The sequence below is a fragment of the Agrobacterium sp. fls2-241-TYG-188a genome (genome assembly GCF_030209845.1).
In genome coordinates this window covers 542031-567328 of record NZ_JARVRD010000002.1, presented here as the reverse complement: position 1 = coordinate 567328, position 25298 = coordinate 542031, and the positions used below count along the sequence as shown (strand labels likewise).

Genomic DNA, 25298 nt, shown 5'->3' with positions numbered 1-25298 from the left:
CGGCTTTTTACGCTATTCGGAGCTTTTCTCCTGGCGAGGGTGCGAGCTACGACCTTAAGGCTAAGAAAGCCACCGCATCCCTGTATAAATCAATTTATTACTTTGGCTACCGCGGCGAAATAATTTTCTAAATTAGATATTTCAATATATTCGAGATCCGTCTGGAATAACAAACCGATCTATGCTTAAAACCGTTAACGAATATTAACGGGGGTCCAATATGCGTTTCTTGTTGTTCGCCGGCATGGCTGCCGGAATGATGACACTTGCTTCATGCGGCACCATGTCCAAAGAAGAATGCCGCGTGGCTGACTGGACGGTGGTCGGCGACACGGATGGCGCAGCCGGATATGAGCCCCAGAGCCGCTTTGCAGATCATGTCCGATCCTGCTCCAAAAGCGGCGCTACGCCGAACCAGACGCAATGGTATCAGGGCTATCAGACCGGCATCAAACGCTTCTGCACCCCGCTCAGCGGCGCATCCCACGGAGAAGGCGGCGGCGCGTACAACAATGTCTGCCCGCCCCAGATGGAGAAAGACTTCGTGCGCGGCTACAGCCTCGGCAAGCGGGTCTATGACCTGCGTTCACGCATTGATTCACTGCGCTCCGACATAAGCTCGCGGGAGTCGGAGGCAGACCGCCTGTCGGAAGAGCTGAAAAAGGCCGAGGACAAGGACCGCCGCGGCATCCGCGACCGGATAGACGATCTGGAGCGTGACCGCAGCCGCGCCCGCCGCGAGGCCGATGATCTCGGCTACGACCTCCAGGACGCCGAACGCGACCTCGCCTATTTCCGCCAGAACCCGAATGCGCCGATGTATCGTGGCGGCTATTGAGCGTAGCTTAAACGTGATGCCCAATCGAGCTACATAATGGGCACAAAGGAGTAAGCTCATGACTGCGAATGCATATGTCAGGGCGCGTATAGACCAAGAACTGAAGGACGATGCGACTTGACAGCCTTGGCCTGACAGTTTCCGATGTCATGCCCATGATGTTGACCCGGATTGCCCGCGAAAAGGCTTTGCCAATCGAGCTGACGCGCCCGAATGCAGAAACGCTGGCCGCCATGGAGGAGGCCCGCGAAATTGCCGCCAGAAAACATGGCCGCTTCAAGACATCGCAGGCCCTGCACGATGCGCTGGATAGCGAGGATAAGTGAAGGGCAAAAAGGATGGGGCAACAGGGGCGGCACAGAAGCGCACGACAGTGCCGCGCATGTGCGACTTTACCAAACAGTTCCTGAAAGACTGGAAGCGGCTCAGTGATTCCGGCCGCTTCGACATGGTCAAGCTGAAGGAAGTCCTCATCCTTCTCATCGCCAATGACGCGCCGCTACCTGCACAATTTCGCGACCATGAGCTGACAGGAGAATAGCGCGACTTTCGTGAATGTCACATTGGCGGTGATTTTCTGCTGATCTACAGGCTAGATGGGCCCAGCAATCTGGTCGTCTTTACGCGCGCGGGCACCCATTCCGAACTTTTTCGATAGAGCCTAACGATGAACCGAGAAGCGCGGTATATCGCGCAGGAATTCGTCGCGGACGACCTGCCCCATGGGGATGTCGGTTGGCTTGTCGTTGACGCGGAAGCGGACGAAGACGATGTGTTGGCCTTCGCGTTCTGCCCAGCCCACGAACCAGCCGAAGGGGCGGTCGGGATCGGGTTTGCCATCGGGGGTCTTGAGGTTGCCGGTGCCGGTTATGCCATGCGCGCTCCAGGCTTCCGCGCCGTCATAGACGGGAATGATGGCCTTGGTCTTGTTTTGCGCATCGCGCGAAAAAGGCAGGTTGTTGGCAAGAAGCCTGCGCATGAAGCCGATCTGTTCGACGGGCGAAATCTGAAGCGAGGTGCCAAGCCAGGCATCGGTCAGGCCGTTGTTTTCACCCGCGTCACCGGCCACATCGGCATTGCCGAAGCCCAGTTTCTTGACGAGGGCTGAAAACTTTTCCTGCCCCAGACGGCTGGTGATTTCACGCGAGTACCAGAGCACGGATTCCTTCTGCCACGTCGTTGGATCGACTTTCTTGCGCGCGGCTGGCGGCGCTTCCATGCCTTTTTTCCATTCCCAGACGGGATTGAATTCATCCAGCAGAATACCGGACTCATAGCCGATCAGCGCCAGCGGCACCTTGAAGGTGGAGGCCGGAGAGGCCCGCTTGTCGCAGCTTCCCTGCTGGGTAATGACCGCTCCCGTTTCCACTGACGTGACGAAGGTGCATTCAAAAGGCGGCAATGATTGAGCACGCGCGGGCGCGACCATGATCATCAGGCATATGGGCAGAAAAAGCGCGAAACGATTGCGCATAGATGATCCTTGACTTGCCGACCATACATCATAGCCGGTATCGGGCATAAGAAAAGATGGGAGCGCATTAATGGCTCGATGCGGCAGGAATAGGACCGCCGCCGCACCCTGCCCCGCCGCCCTCACAGGCACGCCTGTTTCAAGCCTGCTCCGGTTGCTGAGCCGCAGGTTCGTCTCCCACCGTCAAGGGCCAGTCGACGACGTAGTTTTCGAAATCGTCCACCTCGACATCAAGCTCGCTGACGGTACGCCCGCGCGCCGAAATGCCCGCAATATGCACCGTCTCACGGTCTCCGGAGACGAGATGGTGCCACCAGTAAAGGTCCTCGCCATCGCGCACCAGCGCATAGGCGCAGGTCGGCGGCAGCCAGCCGATCTCATTGACGAGCTTGAGGCTGAGCTGGATGCAATCGGGCACCGTGTCGCGCCGGTTGGGATAATCCGAGCACTGACAGCTGTCTCCATCCAGCAACTGGCAGGCAACAGAGGTGAAAACCACATCCCCGCTGTCCCAATCCTCCAGCTTGTTGAGACAACAGAGACCGCAGCCATCGCACAGGCTTTCCCACTCGCTGTTACTCATTTGCGCCAGCGTTTTGGTTTTCCAGAATGGCGCGTCACTCATCGTTAACATTTCCATTTCATTTTGCACCGGCGGGCTGCAACATGGCATAGCCCGTTTTGTCGTATCGCAATCTGTCGGATTATAAGATAATCCTTAAATCTGGCAGAGTGGTGGTGAGGGAATGACCCGCGCAAGGTTGCTGCGTCAAGCATCCGCTCGCCATATCGAACAGGAATTCGTTTCAGGTGCAGGAAGACAACAACAACAAACCGGCGCGCCGTAAACGCCATATTCTGCTGCGGATCGATTCATGGATCGATTCCGGCCTGTGGACAACCGCATCTCGCGTTTTCGACTTCTGGGAAGAGGTTACGATTGCCTCGCGCAAACTGCATGTCCGCGGCTGGAAGAAATTTCTCATCAACATCGCCGATGATGCGCTGACGGTTGGCACCGCCGGCACCGTGCTGATGCTGGCGCTGGCCCTGCCCGCCTTTGAGGAAACGAAGAAGGACTGGCGCTATCGTGGTGATTTCGCTGTTACTTTTCTGGACCGTTACGGCAACACGATAGGCCATCGCGGCATTATCCACGAAGATTCCGTGCCGATCGACCAGATGCCGGATCATTTCATCAAGGCTGTCCTGGCCACCGAAGACCGGCGCTTTTTCGAACATTTCGGCATAGACTTCATCGGCCTTGCCCGCGCCATGAGCGAGAATGCCCGCGCAGGCGGCGTCGTGCAGGGTGGCTCCACGCTGACCCAGCAGCTGGCCAAGAACCTGTTCCTGACCAATGAGCGCTCGCTGGAGCGCAAGATCAAGGAAGCCTTTCTGGCGCTGTGGCTGGAAGCCAACATGTCCAAGAAGGAAATCCTCAGCCTTTACCTCGACCGCGCCTATATGGGCGGCGGCACCTTCGGCGCGGCGGCGGCGGCACAATTCTATTTCGGCAAGAACCTGACGGATGTGACGCTGGCGGAATCCGCCATTCTGGCCGGCCTGTTCAAGGCACCGGCAAAATACGCACCGCACGTCAACCTTCCCGCAGCGCGCGCCCGTGCCAATACGGTTCTCTCCAACCTCGTGCAGGGCGGATTGATGACCGAAGGTCAGGTCGTTGGCGCGCGTCGCAACCCGGCAACCGTCATCGACCGCGAAGATGTCAAGGCGCCGGATTATTTCCTCGACTGGGCCTTTGACGAAGTGCAGCGGCTGGCCAAGGAAGGCAAGATCAAGGACCACACGGTCATGGTTCGCACCACGCTCGATACCGGCCTGCAGCAGGCTGCCGAGCAGGCCATGGAAGGCAGCCTTCGCGAATTTGGTGAAGGCTACAAGGTCAAGCAGGGCGCGATGGTGATGATCGAAAATCGTGGCGGCATTCGCGCCATGGTCGGCGGTCGTGACTATGGCGAAAGCCAGTTCAACCGCGCGACAGCCGCCCTCCGCCAGCCCGGATCGTCCTTCAAGGTCTATACCTATTCCGCCGCCATGGAGAAGGGCTACAAGCCGGAAACGCTGATTTCCGACGCCCCGGTGACCTGGCGCGGCTGGTCGCCACAGAACTACGGCCGCTCCTATGCGGGAAAGGTGACGCTGCAGACAGCACTCGCCAAATCCTACAACACGGTGCCCGTGCGGCTTGCCAAGGATGTGCTCGGCACGCAGATTATTGCCGATACGGCCAAGGCCATGGGCGTTGCAACGCCGCTTCGCACAGACAAGACCATTCCGCTCGGCACATCGGAAGTGACCGTGCTGGATCAGGCCACCGGCTATGCCGTTTTTCCGGCAGGCGGTATGCAGGCCCGACGCCACGGCATCGAGCAGGTGCTGGATTACGAAGGCACGGTTCTCTACGATTTCGACCGCGATGAGCCGCCTGCGCAGCGCGTTCTTTCCGAAGAAGCCAATTCCAAGATGAACCGGATGCTGGTGACGATCCCCGTGGAGGGAACGGCGCGGCGCGGTGCACTCGACAATGGCATCGTCTCGGGCGGCAAGACCGGCACATCGCAATCCTACCGCGACGCATGGTATGTCGGCTTTACCGGCAACTACACCACCGCCGTGTGGTTCGGAAATGACGACTTCACCTCCATGAACAACATGACCGGCGGCGCCCTGCCCGCCATGACGTTCAAGCGGCTAATGGACTATGCCCACCAGGGCATGGAACTGCGCCCCATTCCCGGCATCCAGAACCCGCTGCCCTCAGGGTCGCGCCCACAGCCCGCCACCGGTGCGGAAGTAGCCTCGACAGACGCCAATGCCCTGCCAGCCCTAACCCGCCCCCGCGCCCTCTCCGCCGAAGCCACCCGCGTCATCCGCGCCATCGGCAAGAAGTTGAAGGAGGCGTCGGCTCCGACGATTACCGTGCAGAAGGTTGCGGATGTTGGAAGTGATGGGGTGAAGCGGTAGGTTTAGATCGTTCCCCGCACACTCGCTTACCTAAGCGCATTCATCGGGGAACGCAATTTCTTACGACAATCGGTCCGTTGCTAGAATGTCCGCATAAATCCTGAAGGCGAGCAACTAGCCCTGATCTTCTGCGATCCGAAGGTCTGTCAGAAACTGATTGAAGCTCGGGGAATAGAAGGCCACCAGCCCGTTCTCCTCCGCCTCCTCCAGCGTCTCTGCCTCACCCTCGTAAGCTACCATCTCGTGATCTAAAACAAAAATCTGACCATTTCTTTCCTTTGACAGGCAGATCATGATGGAGTTGCCGCCAGCATCATTTCCAATGACGAAAAGCGCAGGCGGAAGGGGGTATGCACTAGGTTTGGTGAATTCTCTCTCAATCTCCACCAAGTCACACATATGCCGAAGCTGGAGTTCTCGCCCGTCGGTATCGCGATATTCGACGGGTGTATTAAAAATCATGCCGCCGCCCGAACGCTTCAGGAATGCTCTCAACGCTTCAGGAAGCGGAACTCCGATTCTTTCCTCAAAGCGCGAGAGTTCCGCCTCGGTCGCAGGCGTCCCGCCCTCGTTCTCTATGCTTGCCACGAATTCGTCCAGTGTCATTGCGTGTACTCCGTTCAATGCACGTATGGTAAACTTTAGCCAGCTCAAATACGTTCTTCATTCAGAACCTGCACACCCTTGTCTTTGAGAGACTTCAGAAGTTTAGGGCTGGGCTTGCTGTTTTCCAGGCCGCTGAACCGTCTCAGGCTTGGCAAGAGGGCAAAATCATCAATCGCCTTATTGGTGATCCGGACGACGTCATCGCCAACACCGGGATCCCAGAATGGGAAAATTTGATACATAAACCGAGAGCCACCATCGATGCCGCTGGATTGGTGCAAAGTCTCGACCTTCACTAGAAGCTCATTAGGAATATCCAAGTTTTGGAAATACTTTTTGGCTTCTGGAATGATATTGTATCCGTCTGTCTCGATGTCGATCTCACGCTTATCATACTCTTTTGCAAACTCATGGATGTCGAAAGCAGGCGTCAATATTTTCTGCCGATACATTAGCTCCTCTATGACGAGAAGCTTGAGACCGAAGTCCTTGAATCTGTTGTCGGAAGCCTTCGGCATTGGGTATTTCTTCGGTTGGTTCCGATAGTTGTCAGCATCATTGAGCAGCGCCGCTAATCGAACACAGCTTGTGAGAGGCAATCGCTGGATAGAAACTTTCAGGGCTTTTCTTGTCCCGACTGACACTGCGACCCGCCGTACGGCGATTGTCCATCGCTGCTGATCCCAACGTCCAAAGTCGCTTTCTATCAACGCCAGCTCTTTCTTATATTTTTCTAGATTTTCGACATCCCGCTTTCGCAACTCATCTGCAGACATAAAATTTTCTTTTTTGTATTGTGTTGACGAAATTCGATGTTCCTGACGTTCAACTGTATCTCGCATCCTAGCAATCTCGGCAGCCTGCGTTGTTGCCTCTACATTTAGGGTTTTAAGGAGAAATTTCTCGACAAAATCAGTCGTAGTCTCCAACGACCAGGACGTCGCGTCACGAAGGGTAAGCGCAACAATATCGGCAGCTTTTGCATGGAGCCTATTCGTCTTTCTGGCATAATGGCCCAGCATGTCATAAGCGAAGCTGCGCATCGGGCCTTCTGTGACATCCTTTCTCTCCAGGATGTAAAAGCGCAGGAGATCACTCACGAGCACTGATCCATCCGTATCATCCGCGAGCATCTCGCCAAGAACCAGACTTGTCTGCTCCGGGAAGGCTCGAAACAATTCGGCTATCATAGGGCGCAGGTCAGCGTCGATTTCCGGCGCTTCCACAGAATAAGGACGGTGCCAACAGTACGCTTCCAACATAGCAGTGGGAATATCACTCAAGTTTCCAGTTTTCCTATGGCTATGAATTGGACTTATGCAACGATCAATCGAACTCAGTGCGACCTCGAGCAGTTCTTTGTGCTCACGGTGCCGTTCAGAAAGCACTCGGAAAAATCCTGCGCGAACATCGCCGGGCATAGATGTTGATGGAGATGAAAAGAGTGTAATAAATTTATAGGCGAGGATCTGATCAATATCTCTGAATTCGTAGTCATTTATGAGTATAACTCTCAAGCACTGAAAATAAGCATCATAAATAGCTTCGACAAGAGATGAATTTCCGCTCAGGACGGCATAGAACTTATTTCGGATTTCGGAGCGATTTTGGTAGTTATCTGCAGGTACCGCGTCTAACTCTTGGAAAATCTCTTTAAGCTTTACAGGCAGTTCCGAAATCATCAGGCATCTCCCATCATAATATCCGCAACCAAAACGTGTTTTGCGATTGTGGCATTTTTGGAGCGCGGCGCATACGAACAGCAAATGCTGCAACCAAACTCCATCCCATTCGTTTGGTGACGTTGCATAACGCGGCCCGGTTGCGAGATGACCCGGCCCCTACAGACTGGCTGGAGCCGTCCATGAATGACATTTCGTCTCGCAGAGAGTCCTCTGCCTACCCATTTCAACTCTTTTTTGTGCCATTTCCCTTCGTGTGCTTCTCGCTGGCGCTTTGTACGGACATTGCTTTCTGGCAGAGCGGTAACCTGATGTGGCTGAATTTTTCGGCTTGGTTGTTGTTTGCCGGGCTGGTGTTTGGTGGGCTGGCTGTGGTGGCGGGGTTGCTGGATCTGTTGCGGAAACGCACGCGGCCCATGCGGCCGTCCTTTCTCGCTATCATCCTGTTTCTGGTGATGCTGGTGCTGGCTTTCGTCAACAGCCTTGTCCATGCCGGTGATGGCTGGACGGCGGTCGTGCCCTATGGGTTGCTGCTTTCGGCGGTTACCTTTGCTGTTTCGCTCATGGCGGTGACGGCGTCTTCCCGTAAATATGCACGTCTGGCCTGGAGAGTATGATGGCAAGCTCGCGAATTCTTCTGTCCGCCGCGCTTTTGAGCGGCGTTGCCGTCATCCTGCCCGCCTGCAGTGAACAGGATGGCAATTTTGATCCGTCGCAGCAGATTGGCGCAGACCCCGTTCTGCCTGAGCCCTCCAGAAATCTCATTCCCGACCTGAAGGTGGCAGAGGTCATCGGCTGGAAGGATGGCGAGACGCCAACAGTGCCGGAAGGGCTGAAAATCACGCTCTACCAGAAGGATCTCGTCAATCCGCGCACCGTGCACACGCTGCCGAATGGAGATGTTCTGGTTGTGCAGTCGCGGGCACCGGCTGGCGAGCCCCCTTCCCGGCCAAAGGACATCATTCGCGGCTGGATCATGTCGATTGCGCATGGCGAGACCGGCGAGCAGAAGCCGAGCAATATCATTACGCTTCTGCGCGACACCAATCGCGACGGCACCGTGGACGAGCGCCATGAGCTTCTGACGAAGCTGGACTCACCCTTCGGCGTCGCCTTTGCAGACAACACGCTCTATGTTGCCACTTCCTCCAACATCATGGCCTATCCCTACGAGCTCGGTCAGAACGAGATCACGGCTGAGCCGAAGATCCTGACGCCGCTGCCCGGCGGTCCCATCAACCACCATTGGACCAAGGATCTGGCATTGAGCCCAGACGGCACGATGCTCTATGTCTCGGTCGGCTCCAATTCCAACATTGTGGAAAATGGCATCGAAGCGGAGAAGAACCGCGCTGCCATTCTTCAGGTGGACCGTCAGACGGGTGCGTTCAAGCTGTTTGCGTCTGGCTTGCGCAATCCCAATGGCCTTGCCTTCAACCCGGAAAGCAAGGAACTCTGGGCCGTCATCAACGAGCGTGACGAGCTTGGGCCCAACCTCGTGCCCGATTACATGACATCGGTGAAGGAAAACGCCTTCTACGGCTGGCCGTGGAGCTATTATGGCAACCATGTGGACGCCCGCGTTTATCCGCCGCGCCCGGATATGGTGGAAAAGGCCATCAAGCCGGACTACGCCCTGTCCAGTCACGTGGCGGCGCTCGGCCTGACCTTCTCGCTCAACTCCGCCCTGCCAGCCCCCTATGCCAACGGCGCCTTTATCGGCGAACATGGCAGCTGGAACCGCAATGCCTTCAATGGCTACCGCGTGACCTATGTGCCGTTCGAAAACGGCAAGCCTGCGGGCAAGACGCAGGATGTGGTGACCGGCTTTATTCAGGGCGACAAGGCACGCGGTCGTCCGGTGGGCGTCGGGATCGATGGAACCGGTGCGCTGCTGGTTGCTGATGATGCCGGCAACGCCGTCTGGCGTGTCGCCGCAGCGGATGGAACGGTAACGCCAGCACCTGTTGCGACGGATGATGTTTCTGCCAGTGGCCCGGCCTCGCCAGCCGCAGCGCCAGCATCAGCACCCGCTTCTCAACCGGCAGCACCGGCCGCGCCTTCGGCACCGGCAATCCAGCCCTAGCTTCCCGAAGCGAGCACGAAAAAGCCAAGGCGCGGTCCCCACCCGCGCCTTTTGCATTTCCTAGAACAGAGTGCGACGAAGGACATTCAAAAGCGGCAAAGAGATTGGGATAGCTGCGCTTTGGAAGCGAAGTCCCCATTTCCCCGGATCGAAATCAATGCTAACCCTGACCTGTTCCAAAACGGGAAAACAGCGTGTTTCGAGTTCCATTTCTTGTCGCAATCTCGCTTATCATCGCCTTTGGCGGCGGCATTCTTTCAACGCTTGCGGCCCTGGAAGCGACAGATGGATTTGGCTCGATCAGGATCGGCGTTTGGGATGCATTTCCCGAGGCGCAGACGATCGAGGCTGACCCCTATGCCAAATCGCACAGGGCGGATTCCGGCAAGCTGCTCTATGGCACCGCCGAAGGTTTGAGCTTCACCGCCTCGGTGGATGCGGGCGGGCAGCGCCTGTCGGGCGCATGTCGCTACCAGCTTTCCGGAACGGTGCCTCCCTCTCGCTTCTGGACGCTCTACGTAGCCGACCAGCAGGGAAATCTGCTGGATGACGGCACCGGTCGCCCGGTTGCGCTCAACTCCCGCACTCTCTTGCATGGGGCGAAGGGTGGCATGAATATCAGCGTGGCCTCAAGCGCGCAGACCTACAACTGGCTGGCCGTGCCGCCGCGGGGCGATTTCAAGCTGGTGCTGACGCTGCTGGATACGCCCGTTGCGGGCAGCACGGGTCTCATCGACATCAAGATGCCGGACATCCAGAAGACAGGGTGCGGCGATGCTTAAGGTCCTGTTTGCCGTTTTCGTCGGTCTGGTGGGAGCGGCGGTGCTTCACCTCGTCATTCTGCTGTCGACACCGCATTTTTCCAACCGGGATGCCTATACGCGCGCCGTGGCGGAAGGCGCTGCGCACAAGTTTCACCTTCTGGACGACAAGCGGGAAAAAACCGAACTGGGCAGCGGCGATCCCTTCATGCGCGTCGCGGTCTGCACATTCGACATCACGGAAAAGCCGGTGCGACTGGCGGGCTTCGGGGCTGTCCCCTTCTGGTCGGTCGCCATTTTCGACAGCGCCTCAAACGAGGTTTTCAGCATGAACGACCGTACGTCGGCTGGGGGGGAGCTGGATATTCTGGTGGCAAACCAGGTTCAACTGGCGGCGATCCGCAAGGCCAAGCCCGAGGGTCTCTCGCAATCGATCCTCGTCGAAGCGAGCCAGGACAAGGGTTATGCCGTGTTGCGAACGATGGTGCCGCAGCCAAGCTTTATCGAAGAAGCAGAACGTTTCCTTGGAGAAGCCAAGTGTGAGCAGACGCCCTGGTCGTGACCTGACTCGCGCTTAGTACGCAGCAGATAACGTCAGGAAACGATTGCCGTATCGGTCTGGACGGACACCGGCTTGCGCTTTCGGGGCTTCTTCTTAGCGCCGAGCTGAATGTCGATCACGGGCCGCTCATAGCGGACACCGGTAAAAAACAGCAATTGTGCCGGCCCACTGACGACCTTGTGGCTGGTGTGCCTATCACCTTGGCTATTATAGCGGCGCCATGCCGCGTAAAATGAGATTATGTCTGCCATGGTCTTCTCCTCTCAGGCATGACGCTTGATTGTTGAATAGACGCGGACGCATCAGCGACACGCGGGAATGCCATCACCACAACATTGTGCATCTCCAGTCCACAGACTGGCATGGGGGACGTAACATGGCGGCTGCGCTAGACTCTTTGAAATCTGGTACGCAAGATGTCGCACCCTGAATCTAGCATCGAATCCGAAGCCTGCCTACGGATTAGAACCATGCGAAGGTTAATCATATATTAATGCTAATATATTGAAGCCAAAATATAATCCGTTAAAATTGAAATGCTTTTAGAAATATTACTGAAAGGATAAATTTTCAGCACTGTGGATACAACTTTCAGAAGAATTTTAAGTGGTTGTATTTGGTAACAAAATTTGAAAACTCGAAGAAATCAGGGGTAAAATTTCTACTTAATCATGTTTGACGGGTGACATTTATCTCATGTTTAAAGGCATTTAGCCGCCATGATAGCGGTTAGGGACTCGCCAATCCGTGCTGCGCATGGGCGGCGGGTTCCCGCTAGCGGCGTGGTTGTGCTAATTCGCCAAATCTCAAAAATCGTCAAAAAAATTATTTTATTAAAAATTCACTGTGCGTAAGTGAAAAAAATCGCTTTGCGCCATTGCTGGTTAACAGGGCGTCAACACGTTTGCTCTAACTTGAACGGATCGTTTTGTTTTGCGTCACATTGGGTATTGCGTTGACCGACCGGTTTCGAGAATTAGAAAGGCCGAGCGCCGAGAGGAAGAAAGATGTGGTGTTAATGGCCACTGTATCTAGTTTCGAAGGGCTCTCGCATCCGTCCAAGTCCGAGCTCCGCCAGTTTGCGGAACTCTTCATGCCTTTGTTCGCCGCATCCACGCCGGAAGCGAAGCGCGAAGCCGTTGCGGCTCTTTCGCAAAATCCCAACGTCCCTTCTGCGGTCGCGTTTTTCATCGCCTGCCAGCCCATCGGCCTGTCCGCTCCTTTTCTCATTTCCTCCAAGGCGCTGGATGACGAAACCCTGATCGCCGTGGCACGGACGCAGGGTGGGGCACATGCCAGAACCATCGTGCGCCGGGATGATCTTTCGCCCACCGTCATCGATACTCTCGTCGGCCTGCGCCATTCACGCCAGGCACCGGCAAAGCCTGCTGTGGAGGACAGCGAGGCGGCGTCCTCCTCGCAGCCAGTACAGAAGACGATTGCCGAGCGCGAAGAAGACTTGCGCCAGCAGCTTCGCACCATGGCGCAGCATCTCAACCGCCCGCACAGCGATACCCTGGGAGCATTGCGCCTGACCGAGGTGCAGGAAGCGCTTCTGGTGCGTTTTGCCCGTGAGCGTAACGCCCGGCAGTTTGCCAAGGCACTTTCAGACTGCCTTTCGGCCAGCCACCTCCTTTCCGAACGGGTGATGCTGGATATTTCCGGCCAGCAGCTTGCCACCACGCTGATAGGCCTGGGTATGGATTTCGCCGATGCGGCTTTCGTGCTGGGATGCTTCTATCCGCATCTGAAGGCTCGCAATGGCGACATGACGGGCGCGGAAATCATGCTGGAAAAGCTCGATCCCGCTCAGTGCGAAAATCGCATCGAAAGCTGGCGCCGTGCGGACCTCTATACGGTCAACCCGGACGATACCGAACGCCAAGGCCGCGAGCACAGAATCCCCGCCGAAAAGCTGGTTGTCCGTCGCTGATCCCCCGCGGGACATTGAAAGACGGACGCAGAATAGCGGTCTCAAGGTGCCGCCCCTCACTGCCATACGCTTGAGACGCCTGCCTTTACCTGGCGGCGTGGGGGTGACTTCTGTCACTCAGTCCAACCGGCCAGACAAGCTTACGTTACGGCAAGTAGTTGCATAAAAAAGTAAGAATAAATTTAGACAAATCGTAGAATTGTCGTCCTGCACACTCTGGTTGCAAAACGGAGTGAGTAGACCAGGCGGAGGAGCGCCATCCTGGAGGATTGCAATCTGTTGAACGCCTGCGCCCTATGATGGATGGCTACGCGCGATGATGATTCATGTCTTGATGACCGCCCAGGCGGTACGAATATTGCCGTGAGGGCACAATGTCATTTTTGAAAAATGCTACGATTAAAACGAAGGTTGTTACTGTCATCGCCTCAATGAGCGTGGCATCGATAGCCGGGCTGGGATATGTCAGCTGGCAGTACAAGCACACCGACAATGATTACAGCTATTTCATCGATCACAACGCCTATTCGGCTGTGCTGAATGCCCGCACAAGCGGCAACATCAACGGCTTGGCGATGCAGACCCTGCGCATGTCAATGGTTGATCCCGCAAGCGAGGCTTTTGCGGATGCGGTCAAGGTAACCAAAAACAATTTCAAGCAGATGGACGAGCGTCAGTCGCAGATCGCAAAGCTCGTTCCCGAGGGCGCAGAGGACACCCAGGTTATCCTCAAGGGTGCTTCCGAACTTGAGACCATGATCAACACGGTCATTTCCCAAGCGCAGGCCGGTCAGCGTGAGCAGGCCCAGCAGTCGGCACTGGCCGTGCTGGCCAAGGTCGGCGAAGTCTCGCCCAAAATCACCGCGGTTACGGAAAAGCTCATCAAGACCATCAACGATAGAAGCAGTGAGCTGAGCGGTAACACGGATAGCACAATCATGTCCGGCCTCATCGGCATCCTGCTGATGTCCGCGCTTCTCGTGGCGCTTGGTCTCTACATTTCAACCCAGGGCATTACGGCACCGATCGCCCGCCTTCGTGCGCGTATGGCCTCCCTTGCAGCGGGTGACACCGGCGCCGCCATCGACGGCATCGAACGCAAGGATGAAGTCGGACAGATGGCTGCCGCCGTTCAGGTCTTCCGCGAAAACGCCATCGAGCGCAGCCGGCTGGAGCGTGAGACCGAGGCCAATCGCTCATTGACGGAGCAGGAACGGATCGAGCGCGAGGAACAGAAGGCCACGGAATCGGCTGCTGTGCAATTTGCGGTCGACAGTCTCGCCTCCGCCCTTTCCAAGCTTGCCGAAGGCGACACGACCTACCGTCTGCGCCAGCCCTTCGCCCAGACGCTCGACGGCATCCGCAATGACTTCAACACCACGGCAGAACAGCTTCAATCGACGCTGACCCGCGTGGCGCAGAATGCACGCGGCATCGATTCCGGTGCCAATGAAATCCGCGCTGCGGCCGACGATCTGGCAAAGCGCACCGAGCAGCAGGCCGCATCCGTGGAAGAGACAGCGGCGGCGCTGGAACAGATCACCACCACCGTCAAGGATGCCACACGCCGCGCACAGGAAGCCGGTCATCTGGTCAGCCGTGCGAAATTGGGTGCCGAACAGTCTGGCGAGGTCGTTCGCAAGGCGGTTACCGCCATGAACGAGATCGAAAAATCCTCTGGCGAGATCTCCAACATCATCGGCGTGATCGACGAAATCGCCTTCCAGACCAACCTTCTGGCGCTGAATGCCGGCGTTGAAGCCGCCCGCGCGGGTGAAGCCGGCAAGGGCTTTGCGGTCGTTGCCCAGGAAGTGCGTGAACTGGCTCAACGCTCCGCCAATGCGGCCAAGGATATCAAGAGCTTGATCACCACCTCCAACACGCAGGTTGAACAGGGTGTGCAACTTGTCGGCGAGACGGGTACGGCGCTCGAAACCATCGTGACGGAAGTGCAGGAAATCAACCGCCACGTGGCCGCCATCGCTGAATCCGCGCAGGAACAGTCCTCCGCACTCCAGCAGATCAATACTGCCGTCAACCAGATGGACCAGGATACGCAGAAGAATGCGGCCATGGTGGAAGAAAGCACGGCGGCAAGCCACGGACTGGCCAGCGAAGTACAATCGCTCAACCAGCTTCTGGCGCAGTTCAAACTATCCGATAGCGGCTATGCTGCCGCGTCCAATACACCTCGGGCCGTCTCGCACAATGAGCGCCCATCGGCCTCCCCTGCCCGGGCACTTGGCCGCAAAATCTCGGCTGCCTTCTCCGGCAATGCCGCGCTTGATGTCTCCAAAACCAACTGGGAAGAGTTTTGATGGATAATAGACCTATCCTTCGCGCAGACGACGCGCTCGAAATCATCGCTTTCATGTTGAACGAACAGCAGTTTGCTGTTCGCACCACCTCCATCCGCGAAATTCGCGGATGGGCTCCGGTCACGCCCCTGCCGCATACGCCGCCCGAAGTGGTTGGCGTCATGAACCTGCGCGGTACGGTTATCCCGATTGTCGACCTGTCCTCCAAGCTTGGAATGCCGCCGGTTGAAGCCACCGAGCGCAGCGCCATCGTGGTAACAAGCGTCAAGGGCAAGACGATCGGCATGATGGTGGATCGCGTGTCAGATATTCTGACCGTGTCCGCAGCGGATCTGCAGCCGGTTCCGGCCACCGCAGGTCTTGCAACGACCGGCTATGCCGAAGGCATTTTTGCCCGGGACAAGACCATGATCTGCTTCCTCAACCTCGATGCCATCTTCGCCAATTCGGACCCAGATAACTGGGATTCGCAAAGCGCGGCCTGATCGCTCGATGACCGAATGAAGGTTGGGCTGTGGTTTCCCGGCCCCCTTCCCTGCTTTTCAGCGTCCGGCCTTGCGCCCGACATCCGGCGGATATCCGCACCCCCTGGTGCCTATTGCGAAACGACGGTGAACAAACCGTCCACGCTGTCAGTCTCCACCTCGACCACCCATAAATCGCTATCGAAACGGCGCTCGCGTTCCAGCAATGCCGCCACATCCTGCGCCTGCGCCAGCACCAGCCGCTGCTCGAACCGCCGGTCCTGCGCATCATCACCATCATCGGAAAAGCTTTGCGGTGCGGGGCCGTAGAGATTTTCCAGCCCGTTGCGAAGGCGCTGGCGGATGAAGATGGCACCAGCAGCATCCGCGCCCTTGACCTCAATGGCGGCAAAATCACCGGCGGAAAAAACACGGCGGACAAGAGCGGAGACGAAAATTTCGGATTTAACGCGCATGCTTACGCATTATCACAGGGCGCCGATGGATTTCAGCTTTTTCAGCACCGCTTCGTTTGGCTCGCCGGTTTCCGGCAAACGATAGTGCTTTTCGAAATTGCGGATGGCGGTGCGTGTCTGCTCGCCTGCCATCCCGTCCACCTTGACGTCGGCATAGGCAATGTTGACGAGGCCCTGCTGGATTTTCGCCACCAGGTCCTTCGTGGCCGGCTTGGCATTGCCGCCAGATGTCAGCGAGACGGACTGCGCCTTCGGCGTCTGGGCCTCGGCATTGCGGATGGCCGCCGCGACAGGATCCACGGCGACGCCGCCGGAATTGGGCTCCGCCGGGCGATCCTTCGGCAAGGCCTTTGGAATGGCGGCAACGGTGGTGGCACTGTCGATCTTCATGGCGGAGAGCACGCGGCTTGTCGGTTCGCCCGTCTGCTCCATGCCGACCGTTTCTTCGAAAAATAGAATGGCAGCTGTGGTCAAGGGTCCGGGCACGCCATCGGCCGGACCTTCATACAGGCCGCGACGGGCAAGCTCCCGCTGGATTTCGGCCACGAGTTCGGTTGGCTGGTGCGTTGCGGGAAGCTGGCTGTTGGCAGCGGCAGGCTGGCCAGGCGCGGCCACAGCAGGCGTCTGGGCCTGCGCTGGCGCATTGTCCGCCGGGCGTTCAATGCGGAAGGTGGTGACATTGCCATGCTCGCCCAGGCCCGTTGCCAGACGGTAGCCGGGAATGCCGTTTGGATTTTCCTCATCCCGCGTGCGAAGAAATGGCGAGGGATGGTGCCCGGGCTGATACCAGAGCGCATTGGCTGCCACGAAACCGAACACGACGAAAAAGGCGGCACAGCCGCCGACAAGTTTCGGATGACGCAAGACCTGCTGTCCGACGGCGCGGGCCGCCACGGAAACGAAACCCGGCTCCTTTCGGGCGGGTGCTTTCCTAGGCGATTTTCGCTTTGGCGCGGCCATCCGCAACATCCTCCTTCATCTTCATGTCCGAGCCGCCAAGCTGCTGCTTGAGGCGCGGGGGAAATTCCGCCGTGACCGTGGCGTTGTCCTGGTCTGCACCATGCGTACGACCGGAGCCATCGGCTGGCAGCAGAATGGTGACCACGGTCCCCTCTCCTGCGCGACTGGATATTGCAAAGCTTCCGCCATGCAGTTCCACCAGCCCCTTGACGAGGGCAAGCCCGAGACCCGTTCCTTCGTAGCGGCGGGTATATTCGTTCTGAACCTGCATGAAAGGCTGGCCCAGAAACGCGATCTTGTCTGCGGCAATACCGATGCCGGTGTCGCTGACGGAGAGCTTCAGCATACCGCCTTCGAGCGCCGCATCCATCGACACTACACCACCCGATTCTGTAAACTTGATGGCATTGCCGGCAAGATTGATCAGAACCTGCTGAATGGCGCGCTGGTCTGCGACCACTTCACCCATATCGCGCTGGATACGGCTTGTGAGCGTGAGGCCCTTCTGCTTTGCCTGAAGGCCGAGCATTCCCTCGCAGGTGGCGATGGCATCGCCAATGCGGAAAGGCTCCATCTGCAACTCATAGCGGCCCGCTTCCAGCTTGCTCATATCCAGCATGGTGTTGACGACGGAGAGAAGATGCGCGCCGGACTGACGGATGAGCGACACATATTCCCGTTGCCGGTCATTTTCCAGCTTGCCGAAATATTCACCGGCGAGGATATCGGAGAAGCCGAGCACGGCATTGAGCGGTGTGCGCAATTCGTGGCTGACAGCAGCAAGGAAACGCGACTTTGCGTCATTTGCCGACTCTGCCTCTTCAGCCTTGCGGGCGATCTCGCTGCGCAGCAGTTCCTTCTCGGTAATATCGCGCAACTGGCCCACGACACCAACGAGCCTTCCGGTCTGGTCGCGTGTTGGCGTCATGTCCATTCTGGCATGAATGAACTGGGTCTGGCGCGCGCCAATGGCGTTTTCGAAGCGAAGGTCTGCAAGGGCGCAATCGCCGCCCTGACGCAAATCGTCAAATGCCTGCATCAGCGCGATGCGATCCGAGACATGCACGAGTTCGGCGAAGAGATGGCCGGTGCAGTCCTGGAAATGCTTGGGAAACTGCTTGAGATCGCGGCCCGACACGCCTTTGACGACGCCGTGCTCATCAAATGTCAGGAGCAGGCCGGGAACCTGGCTGGCTGGCACCACATCCCGCGTGGCCTGCTCGATAACGGCATCCTCGGATTTGCGTGGTCTGCCAAGGGCAAGCAGGACGGCAACGACAGAAAGAAAGACAGCAACGACGGTTGCGACACCCAGCGGCAGGGCGACGGAGGCGGAAAAGGCAAAGCAGAAAACCGCAGGGACAACGAACAGCGCAGTCAGGCCAAAAGCCACGACGCGGCGCAACGAGTGAACCGTAGCGGTCCTGACGCTGGCGTCTTCCTCCATGCGTGACAGCCACATGCCGATGGCATGATCAATCGCCGCAATCGTTTTTTCCGTAATCTGACGCAAGACTTGAACACCGCATTCCAGTGGGCGTGAGCGCCCTTAACCATGGCCGACAATAGGGCTGTGCGGCTTAAGGAAAGGCTAAAAGCTGCCCGCGCAACCCCGGGTAAAACACCGTGGAATCCCATTTCGGGGCATTTGAGCCAGACTTCGTCTTTCATGGTTAATAGCGGGTAAGCGAAGGAATTTGTTATATTTTTCGTTTTGCGTTAATCTTTGTGGCAGGTCCGGGCGGCGCTATCGCCTGCAATTGCGGGGTGCTGCCGCAATTATGCTTAACATGGACCGTTAAACTTCGAGTGAAATGCTGATCTTCGTCCTGCGACGGAACAAATAGATACAATTTGAATTAAATTTCGCCGGTTTTTGCAAAGAGCTGTTGGTCTGTCGATTCTAGGATGTTTTCAAGCCCGGAGAACAGGGCAACACGGACGACCCGAAAAGGGCGACGATTGAACGGGGTAGTTTCGAATGTGGTTTCTGATCAAGTCATCGATCTTCTTTTCGCTGGTGCTCGTAGCGCTCTCCTATTTCGGCAGCTCCGACAACAGCAATTCGCAGACATCACAGATGAACGTTGCAGGCGCCGTTTCGGCTGCCAGCGAAGCCTACCGTTATGTCAGCGCCATCTGCGTTGAAAAGCCGGATGTTTGCGTCAAGGGCGCAGAGACATTTCACGCACTGGGCGAAAGGGCGCGTGAGGGTGCCAAGGTCGCCTATCAGCTGATCGATGCCCAGCTGGCTGGCACCAACCCCGATGAAAAGCTTGCCATTGCTGCCGAACCTGTCGAAAGCAGCGTGAGTGCACCGGCGCTGGAAAGCGTCGTTGCGCAGGACAGTGACGATTTGAGGACCGGTACCGTCATCAAGTCGCAGCCCTACGTTCCGATGCCACAGCGCCGCCCTGCACCCTGATCGACCTCCCGCTTTCTCATCTCCAGGATTTGCATCCCCCCTTGCGGCTCGATCATGGGCCGCCTGACTGCCCACCTCGTTGGCCAAGTGCCATGCCCTGCACGATTTGCGTCGTTGCAGGGCTTTTTTTCGTTACTCCAACGGTTCAATTCGCACCACGCTTGGCCTATATGCAGCGCAGGCGTCCTTGCATGGCAATGCTGGGCACGACATGACGATGATGGACGCAGCTTTGACAATGGATACCGGACCGATGACTTCTCTCGACAAGATCATGGACGACTTCGCCTTTCTCGATGATTGGGAGGATCGCTATCGCTATGTGATCGAGCTGGGCAAGGCGCTGCCTGACCTCGCCGAGGAAAAGAAGACCGCCGACAACAAGGTGCAGGGCTGCGCAAGCCAGGTCTGGGTCGTGAGCCACAGCGATGGCGCCGCCGATCCCGTACTGACGTTCGAGGGCGATTCGGACGCGCATATCGTACGCGGCCTCGTCGCCATCGTGCTGGCCGTCTATTCCGGCAAGCACGCCTCCGAAATTGCCAAGCTCGACGCCATCGAAATCTTCGGCAAGATCGGCCTTGTGGAGCACCTGTCGGCCCAAAGAGCCAACGGGCTGCGCTCCATGGTCAACCGCATTCGTGCCGAAGCGCAGGTGCTGGCCGCCTGAGGGCTCGACTGTTCATGGCAGCGGCCGATAGTCCTGCGCGCCCCAATGGTGGCTCTGCCGTCTATGGGCGTTTGCCGGTGGCGGTGGCGAATAGTGCCGAGCGAGCGCCAGAAGCGCGGTTCTGAGCATGAGCTTGGCAGAACGCACCGGCCATTGCCTTTCCCGCTCCACTAGCTCCAGACCTTTCTCGAAGCAGCACACATCGATTGCGACGCCTGAAAGTTCGGGCCCCATGGCCTCTGCTGCTTTTGAAAAACGCAGGCGCGCCGCCATGGCGCTGTCGCTCAAGTCCTGTGCGGCGTTGTTGTGCCCCTTGACGCGACTTGCGACCCTGGGCTCCCAGGAAGCCGTGACCCGCGGACTGAGCTGACCGCGATGAAAATCGCGCGCCAGCCTTTCGCCCGCATCCACCGCTTCGGCAGGAAAGAAGCTTTCTCCACCGCGATCCTTCAGCCGCCCCAGCGCCAGCAAGGGAGAAGATAGGTCGTTGCGGCGCACGGTCTGCCGCACACCTTTGATCTCGACCGCCGCGACGTCACAGCGGCGATGCTGCTCCTGAAAGATTTCGTCGCGCTCCTTCATCATGGCGCGGCGCAGAAAGGCCGCGGCTGTTTCCTGTGCGGTGAGCCTGCCATTATCAAGGCGCAGCAGGCCAGCCGATAGCCCTTCTTCCAGAACGGACCGTTCGATCCGCCTCGCCTCGGTGCTCTCATCAATGACGACTTCGACATAGATGCCGCTATCCCTGACGATTGCGGAACGACGTCCAAGAAGCCGCAGCAGCCTGACGAGCCCGTTGTGGATGGTCTGGTTCGGTGTTTTCTGGTCCTTAAGCATTGCCACCTCCCCGCAACGTTTGAAGAAGAGGCTTTACCTGTTCTTCCACGCTATCGACGAAAGCATCATATCCTTCGTCGTCTCTCAAATCCTCAACGCGCTGGCAGGCAATGCTGACGCTGGAGCGATCGCGACCGAAGCAGAGGGCAAGATCGGCAATGGGAAGAGACAGCGTGACATGGCAGACGTAAAGCGCGATCTGGCGGATGTGCAGCATGGCGTGACGGCTGTTGCGACGAAGCGCATCGCGACCAGCAATCTCAGCAAAGGCTTCATAGGTGATTTCACGCACACGCTGGCACACAACCCGGTGCTCAGCAGGCACAAATGGCGAAAAAGAACCGTCTTGCATTCTATATGGGGGATGGGGGGAAGCGCTCTCGCAGGGATCTGAACTGAGGGACATATCGTAACTCCTGGTGTAATAGGAATTAATTCATACACCAAGCGTTCAGCCGCTGCAATCCACCAAATGAAATCGTGAAATCACTAGGTGGCGAACCGGACGACTTACGAAATAAGGATTATTTTCTTATTCTGGCCGCAATACGCCATAAAAAAAGCCGGTCACGAGGACCGGCTTTCTTGATGCGGCAATATGAGAGATCAACGGCCGGACTTGCGGCGCTGGCCCAGACCCATTTCCTTGGCGAGGCGCGAACGCGCTTCTGCATAGGCCGGTGCGACCATTGGATAGTCCACTGGAAGATCCCACTTTTCCCGATATTCTTCCGGCGTGATGCTGTGATGCGTTGTCAAGTGACGCTTCAGCGACTTGAACGAACCGCCACATTCCAGGCAGATGATCTGATCATCCTGAACCGACTTGCGCACGGAGACCGCTGGCTTCTGCTTCTCGACACTAACGGCAGCTACCGTTGGGGTGGAGGTGCCGCTGAGCGCCGTGTGCACATCGGAAATAAGGCCGGGAAGCTCCGTAACCGGAACGACGTGGTGGCTAACATAGGCAGCAACGATATCCGCAGTCAGCTCGACCAGCAGATCTTGAGCGCCGCCGTATGTAGTTTCCGTCATTTATATGTCTCCTGTTCATGTCTTCACAAGCAACGGACAGACCGCCTGCACGTGAAACGAAGTTAACCCAGCCCACTGATTTGCGTCTGCTGTGAAAACTTATTCCCCATTACATCTATAAAGATGCGGAGAAAAATTCTTGCAACAACTGCGTGAAACGCCAGATATATCCCGATATTCTCTCGAGAACTTAGATTAGCCATTATTCAAATGCCCAACCGGAATATCTATAACGTAAGACGCAAATCAACATCATCTACTTTACCTGACGTGGATAGCACCAAACCAAAAAAAGTCCAATTATTATTTCGGAATAATTCAGACGAAAAACGGCCTATTCTATCTATAAAAAATCACAGGTAACAAAATAAGGATGTATGTCTGATCGCTGATCAAGTCGATGCGTGAGAAATAACGTCAGTTCAACTTCCGGTCTGCTTCCATATCATCCAAAGTGGTTACTTCAGCCAGACGATATCCCACTTTGTGGGCAGCTTTCGCAAGCAAATGTGCGGATACTGGGGCGGTCAACACAACAAAAAAGATACCCGCCAGAGAACGCGCCAAAATAGAAACGTCGAGTGCGTTTATACCCACGGCAAGAAGAAGAAGTCCTGAACCGACAGTTCCTGCCTTGGAGGCAGCGTGCATCCGAGTATAGAGGTCTGGAAACCGGTTAATACCAATGGCGGCAGTGAGTGAGAAAAACGCGCCCGCCATAAGGAGAAAAACCACGGGAATGGCAGTAAACCAGGTCATGACCGAGGTTTCCTTCTTGCTTTGCTTGGCGCCTTGGCGCGTCTGGCAGCGGCCTTTGGCGAGACGATATCCGTACCATCCAGAACCTCCCTGCCCCGGTGCTCGGGACCCGGCGTTCGCGACAGAACGAAACGCGCAAACGCAACTGTGGCGAGAAAGCCCACGAGACAAAGCGAGATGGCAATGTCGACATACAGCTTGTAACCCGTACGGATGGCGATGACGGCCAAAAAGCCGATGGCGATACCCACAAGCATATCCAGCGCCACAACCCTGTCTGGCAAGGTCGGACCCACGACGACGCGAAAAACGGTCAGCAGGAAGGCGACGGAAAGAATGGCCGAGGCAAAAATTGTGGCGAAGGAGACCAGGTCTTCGGGTGTCATTTGCGGAACGCCTCCATGATTCGCCGTTCGAATCCATCGGCAATCGAACGCTTCGTCGCTTCGACATCGCTGCAATCGAGCGCGTGGACGTAAAGTTTCGAACGATCTTCGGACACATCGACGGACAAGGTACCGGGCGTCAGCGTGATGAGATTGGCAAGCAGGGTAATTTCAAAATCGGTGTCGAGCTTCAGCGGATAGGCAAAAATGCCGGGCTTCAGTTCCATTTTAGGCGTGAGCACCAGTCTGGCCACAGTCCAAGCCGACAGGGCAAGCTCCTTGAGGAACAACAGGGCGAGGAACAGGATTGCCGGAACGCGCCGCCAATAGGTGCTGCTCTCGCTCCACTGGTGACGCACCATCGAAAGCGACAGGGCAGCGACCACGATACCGAAGACGAGGTTTGGGATCGTAAAACTGCCGGATATGGCCAGCCAGACGATGGTGAACAGCAAGCCCGGAAGAAACAGCTTCATCGGATGGCTCCTTGCGGAAAGACCGAGCGGATATAGGCGGCGGGGTCGGCAAGGCCGTCTGCGGCGCGCTGGCTGAGCGTGATGATGCTTTCCGGAAACAGGCCGAAGATGACGACCAGCAGCGTCAGCCCAACGACAGGCATCAGGCCCGGGGGATTGGCGACGGCTGGAACCTGCTTCATGCCGGCGGGAGACGGACGCCAGAAACACAGAAGGAATGCGCGGGCGAGCGCTATCATGCACAGGAAGCCGGACACCAGAATTGCCGCCGCCAGCCACCATGCGCCGATATCGATAGCGGATTTGGTCAGCATTGCCTTCGGCCAGAAGCCGGAGAAAGGCGGCAGACCGGAGGCCGCAAAGAATAGGGCCAGCGTCATGGCGGAAAACCATGGCGCCTTACCATAGAGGCCGCTGAGGTCCGACAGCGTCCATGCTCCGCCGATGCGGGCTGCGTGACCAATGACGAGGTAGAGCGCTGTCATGACCACGACGGAATTGAGAGCGTAAAACACCGCTCCGCCCACGGCCGAGGGTGAGCCTATCGCCACACCGGCCATCATGGTGCCGATGCCGGAGATGACGACATAGCCCAGCATTCGCCGCAGGTCGTTCTGTGCAAGCGCCCCCAGCGCGCCTGAAAGCATGGTCAGAACAGCAACGGCCGCGATGACGAGGCTCAGTTCTTCCCGCTGAACCGGAAAGAGCATGATCATCACCCGCAGCAACGCATAGACACCAACCTTGGTCAAAAGGCCGCCAAACAGCGCGGAAACGACAATCTTCGGCGTGTGATAGGACGCCGGAAGCCAGAAGTTGACCGGAAAGGCCGCCGCCTTCATGGCAAATGCCAGGGCAAACAGCGACGCCAGCGTCATCAGGGGCGCCTGCTGATCCGCCTGCGTGACCTTGATTGCGATATCGGCCATGTTGAGCGTGCCGAAGATGGCGTAGAGATAACCGACGGCAATGAGGAACAGCGTGGTACCGATGAGGTTCAGCACCGCATATTTCAATGCGCCGTCGATCTGTTCCCGGGTCGAGCCCAGCACGATGAGACCGAAGGAAGAGACCAGCAGCACTTCGAACCACACATAGAGGTTGAAGATGTCGCCGGTCAGAAACGCGCCGGTGACGCCGGCCATCAGCAGCATCAGAAAGGGATAGAAGCCGTAGCGTCTGCCGGTTTCATCAATTTCGGTGCGGGCGTGTACCGCGCAGGCAAGCGCTGCGAGCGCACCGGCCAGCGCAAGCGCTGTTCCGGTAAGATCCGCCGTGAATGCGATGCCAAAGGGCGGAAGCCAGCGCCCCATGACCATGGTAAAAGGTCCATCTGTCGCCACCTTCCACAGAAGGGCCGCATCAATCACCACCAGCGCTAGCAACCCGGCAATGGCGATGGCTGCGTGAAGCCGGGTGGAGTGACGCACCATCATCAGCACAGCGCCAAGGCCGATGCAGAGCGCGACGGGCAGAATGATCAGCCAGTCGGCAACCGGTGTCGTCTGCGCAACGAGGGCTGCGGAAAGATCGATGGTGGGAGAACCGGAAGCGGCCATGGG

General features: G+C 57.3%; 27 protein-coding genes and 1 pseudogene. 13 read left to right on the top strand and 15 right to left on the bottom strand.

Annotated features, from left to right (window positions below):
• The first annotated feature begins 220 nt into the window (after positions 1–220).
• The 3 genes and pseudogenes from QRN85_RS09530 (at position 221) to QRN85_RS09520 (ending at position 1496) form a co-directional block, all read left to right on the top strand.
• Positions 221–838, top strand: a complete 618-nt coding sequence (locus tag QRN85_RS09530) for a DUF2799 domain-containing protein (protein WP_284757653.1) — start codon at positions 221–223, stop codon at positions 836–838.
• Between the two features lie 110 nt (positions 839–948).
• On the top strand, positions 949–1164 hold the full coding sequence (locus QRN85_RS09525; RefSeq protein WP_284757652.1) for a type II toxin-antitoxin system RelB/DinJ family antitoxin: 216 nt from the start codon (positions 949–951) through the stop codon (positions 1162–1164).
• 56 nt (positions 1165–1220) lie between these two features.
• Positions 1221–1496 (top strand): annotated as a pseudogene (locus tag QRN85_RS09520) (type II toxin-antitoxin system YafQ family toxin).
• A gap of 3 nt (positions 1497–1499) precedes the next feature.
• Here QRN85_RS09520 and blaOXA read toward each other — a convergent pair.
• Both blaOXA and QRN85_RS09510 read right to left on the bottom strand, forming a co-directional pair.
• Positions 1500–2312: a class D beta-lactamase gene (gene blaOXA, locus QRN85_RS09515; RefSeq protein ID WP_062586845.1), complete on the bottom strand. Its 813-nt coding sequence runs from the start codon at positions 2310–2312 to the stop codon at positions 1500–1502.
• Between the two features lie 139 nt (positions 2313–2451).
• Positions 2452–2937 (bottom strand): YcgN family cysteine cluster protein, encoded by a 486-nt coding sequence (locus QRN85_RS09510; RefSeq protein ID WP_112961762.1) that lies wholly within the window; start codon positions 2935–2937, stop codon positions 2452–2454.
• Positions 2938–3122: 185 nt separating this feature from the next.
• Here QRN85_RS09510 and QRN85_RS09505 point away from each other — a divergent pair, with 185 nt between their 5' ends.
• Positions 3123–5300: a transglycosylase domain-containing protein gene (locus QRN85_RS09505; protein WP_113218045.1), complete on the top strand. Its 2178-nt coding sequence runs from the start codon at positions 3123–3125 to the stop codon at positions 5298–5300.
• A 114-nt stretch (positions 5301–5414) separates the two neighbouring features.
• On the opposite strand, the gene QRN85_RS09500 is transcribed toward QRN85_RS09505, so the two are convergent.
• Together QRN85_RS09500 and QRN85_RS09495 are read right to left on the bottom strand one after the other, a co-directional pair.
• Positions 5415–5906: an SMI1/KNR4 family protein gene (locus tag QRN85_RS09500; protein WP_284757651.1), complete on the bottom strand. Its 492-nt coding sequence runs from the start codon at positions 5904–5906 to the stop codon at positions 5415–5417.
• A gap of 44 nt (positions 5907–5950) precedes the next feature.
• On the bottom strand, positions 5951–7588 hold the full coding sequence (locus QRN85_RS09495) for a DUF6892 domain-containing protein (protein ID WP_284757650.1): 1638 nt from the start codon (positions 7586–7588) through the stop codon (positions 5951–5953).
• Between the two features lie 182 nt (positions 7589–7770).
• Between QRN85_RS09495 and QRN85_RS09490 the strand changes: the two genes are divergently transcribed.
• From QRN85_RS09490 to QRN85_RS09475, 4 genes are all read left to right on the top strand, one after another.
• Complete coding sequence (locus QRN85_RS09490) at positions 7771–8205, top strand: DUF2231 domain-containing protein (RefSeq protein WP_113218042.1); 435 nt, start codon at positions 7771–7773, stop codon at positions 8203–8205.
• Positions 8205–9674 (top strand): PQQ-dependent sugar dehydrogenase, encoded by a 1470-nt coding sequence (locus tag QRN85_RS09485; protein ID WP_284757649.1) that lies wholly within the window; start codon positions 8205–8207, stop codon positions 9672–9674. Before QRN85_RS09490 ends, QRN85_RS09485 begins: the two co-directional genes overlap by 1 nt.
• Positions 9675–9868: 194 nt before the next feature.
• Entirely contained in the window at positions 9869–10456 is a 588-nt protein-coding gene (locus tag QRN85_RS09480) for a DUF1214 domain-containing protein (protein WP_284757647.1), read from the top strand.
• Positions 10449–10997 carry a DUF1254 domain-containing protein gene (locus tag QRN85_RS09475; protein WP_062586839.1) on the top strand — a complete coding sequence of 183 codons (549 nt, stop codon included), beginning with the start codon at positions 10449–10451 and terminating at the stop codon, positions 10995–10997. The genes QRN85_RS09480 and QRN85_RS09475 overlap by 8 nt, the downstream gene beginning before the upstream one ends.
• A 32-nt stretch (positions 10998–11029) precedes the next feature.
• On the opposite strand, the gene QRN85_RS09470 is transcribed toward QRN85_RS09475, so the two are convergent.
• Positions 11030–11248: a hypothetical protein gene (locus tag QRN85_RS09470; RefSeq protein WP_062586838.1), complete on the bottom strand. Its 219-nt coding sequence runs from the start codon at positions 11246–11248 to the stop codon at positions 11030–11032.
• 767 nt (positions 11249–12015) lie between these two features.
• Here QRN85_RS09470 and QRN85_RS09465 point away from each other — a divergent pair.
• The 3 genes from QRN85_RS09465 (at position 12016) to QRN85_RS09455 (ending at position 15733) form a co-directional block, all read left to right on the top strand.
• Positions 12016–12930 (top strand): DUF2336 domain-containing protein, encoded by a 915-nt coding sequence (locus tag QRN85_RS09465; RefSeq protein ID WP_502870760.1) that lies wholly within the window; start codon positions 12016–12018, stop codon positions 12928–12930.
• A 374-nt stretch (positions 12931–13304) separates the two neighbouring features.
• The gene (locus QRN85_RS09460; RefSeq protein WP_284757644.1) at positions 13305–15248 is read left to right on the top strand and encodes a methyl-accepting chemotaxis protein; all 1944 of its coding nucleotides are present in this window, start codon (positions 13305–13307) and stop codon (positions 15246–15248) included.
• Positions 15248–15733, top strand: coding sequence for a chemotaxis protein CheW (locus tag QRN85_RS09455; protein ID WP_062586835.1), 486 nt, complete (start codon positions 15248–15250; stop codon positions 15731–15733). The genes QRN85_RS09460 and QRN85_RS09455 overlap by 1 nt, the downstream gene beginning before the upstream one ends.
• 110 nt (positions 15734–15843) lie before the next feature.
• Here the strand turns inward: QRN85_RS09455 and QRN85_RS09450 are convergent, their stop codons facing one another.
• The 3 genes from QRN85_RS09450 to QRN85_RS09440 are packed head-to-tail and all read right to left on the bottom strand — an operon-like array spanning position 15844 to position 18652.
• The gene (locus tag QRN85_RS09450; protein WP_284757642.1) at positions 15844–16188 is read right to left on the bottom strand and encodes a DUF1491 family protein; all 345 of its coding nucleotides are present in this window, start codon (positions 16186–16188) and stop codon (positions 15844–15846) included.
• Between the two features lie 12 nt (positions 16189–16200).
• Complete coding sequence (locus QRN85_RS09445) at positions 16201–17148, bottom strand: peptidoglycan-binding domain-containing protein (RefSeq protein ID WP_284757640.1); 948 nt, start codon at positions 17146–17148, stop codon at positions 16201–16203.
• Entirely contained in the window at positions 17120–18652 is a 1533-nt protein-coding gene (locus tag QRN85_RS09440; protein ID WP_284758819.1) for a sensor histidine kinase, read from the bottom strand. Before QRN85_RS09440 ends, QRN85_RS09445 begins: the two co-directional genes overlap by 29 nt.
• Before the next feature lie 477 nt (positions 18653–19129).
• On the opposite strand from QRN85_RS09440, the gene QRN85_RS09435 reads away from it, so the two are divergent.
• Complete coding sequence (locus tag QRN85_RS09435) at positions 19130–19573, top strand: DUF5330 domain-containing protein (RefSeq protein ID WP_284757638.1); 444 nt, start codon at positions 19130–19132, stop codon at positions 19571–19573.
• Positions 19574–19826: 253 nt separating this feature from the next.
• Positions 19827–20243: a SufE family protein gene (locus QRN85_RS09430; protein WP_062587231.1), complete on the top strand. Its 417-nt coding sequence runs from the start codon at positions 19827–19829 to the stop codon at positions 20241–20243.
• A gap of 12 nt (positions 20244–20255) precedes the next feature.
• Here QRN85_RS09430 and QRN85_RS09425 read toward each other — a convergent pair whose 3' ends face one another.
• The 7 genes from QRN85_RS09425 to QRN85_RS09395 all read right to left on the bottom strand — a co-directional run bounded on the left by QRN85_RS09425 (position 20256) and on the right by QRN85_RS09395 (position 25295).
• Positions 20256–21080, bottom strand: coding sequence for a DUF6456 domain-containing protein (locus tag QRN85_RS09425; protein WP_284757634.1), 825 nt, complete (start codon positions 21078–21080; stop codon positions 20256–20258).
• Entirely contained in the window at positions 21073–21486 is a 414-nt protein-coding gene (locus QRN85_RS09420) for a DNA replication protein (RefSeq protein ID WP_284757632.1), read from the bottom strand. Before QRN85_RS09420 ends, QRN85_RS09425 begins: the two co-directional genes overlap by 8 nt.
• Positions 21487–21686: 200 nt before the next feature.
• On the bottom strand, positions 21687–22115 hold the full coding sequence (locus QRN85_RS09415; protein ID WP_062586830.1) for a Ros/MucR family transcriptional regulator: 429 nt from the start codon (positions 22113–22115) through the stop codon (positions 21687–21689).
• A 417-nt stretch (positions 22116–22532) separates the two neighbouring features.
• Entirely contained in the window at positions 22533–22874 is a 342-nt protein-coding gene (gene mnhG, locus QRN85_RS09410; protein WP_113092462.1) for a monovalent cation/H(+) antiporter subunit G, read from the bottom strand.
• Entirely contained in the window at positions 22871–23260 is a 390-nt protein-coding gene (locus QRN85_RS09405) for a cation:proton antiporter (protein ID WP_113099838.1), read from the bottom strand. The genes mnhG and QRN85_RS09405 overlap by 4 nt, the downstream gene beginning before the upstream one ends.
• Entirely contained in the window at positions 23257–23736 is a 480-nt protein-coding gene (locus QRN85_RS09400) for a Na+/H+ antiporter subunit E (RefSeq protein ID WP_284757629.1), read from the bottom strand. The genes QRN85_RS09405 and QRN85_RS09400 overlap by 4 nt, the downstream gene beginning before the upstream one ends.
• Positions 23733–25295, bottom strand: a complete 1563-nt coding sequence (locus QRN85_RS09395) for a Na+/H+ antiporter subunit D (protein WP_284757627.1) — start codon at positions 25293–25295, stop codon at positions 23733–23735. Before QRN85_RS09395 ends, QRN85_RS09400 begins: the two co-directional genes overlap by 4 nt.
• Positions 25296–25298: the final 3 nt, after the last annotated feature.